1 protein-coding gene is annotated in these 309 nt (G+C 57.9%); it reads right to left on the reverse strand.

Annotated elements, in window-relative coordinates:
- Positions 1-182: 182 nt before the first annotated feature.
- On the reverse strand, positions 183-309 hold a 127-nt coding region (locus tag AF337_RS41255), incomplete at its 5' end, for a universal stress protein (RefSeq protein WP_160320399.1).

The following is a 309-nucleotide window of genomic DNA, read 5'->3' on the forward strand; positions in this document are numbered from 1 at the left end:
GCCGATGCCTTCAGACGTCGCGCAGGTTCATTGATTCCTTCCCAAGTGCTAGTTGTCGCATCAGATTTTTGGCGATTGCGATGGTCTGTGCGAGCCTTTGATACTTGACACCCGCAGAGGACGCTCTTCTCCGGGCAGTGATCGATGTTTCGGTCATCAGCAACGCGCCGCGCGCACCGCAGTCAGTGGCAAAGGACAGTGGGCATTTCGAGGCGGGTCAACAGGGACCGTGTAACCCCTCCCAAGATGAATTCGCGTAGCCTCGAATGGCCGTATGCGCCGGCGACGAGCAAATCTGCCTTGCGTTCC

It is taken from the genome of Rhizobium ecuadorense (assembly GCF_001187535.1).
Taxonomy (GTDB): domain Bacteria; phylum Pseudomonadota; class Alphaproteobacteria; order Rhizobiales; family Rhizobiaceae; genus Rhizobium; species Rhizobium ecuadorense.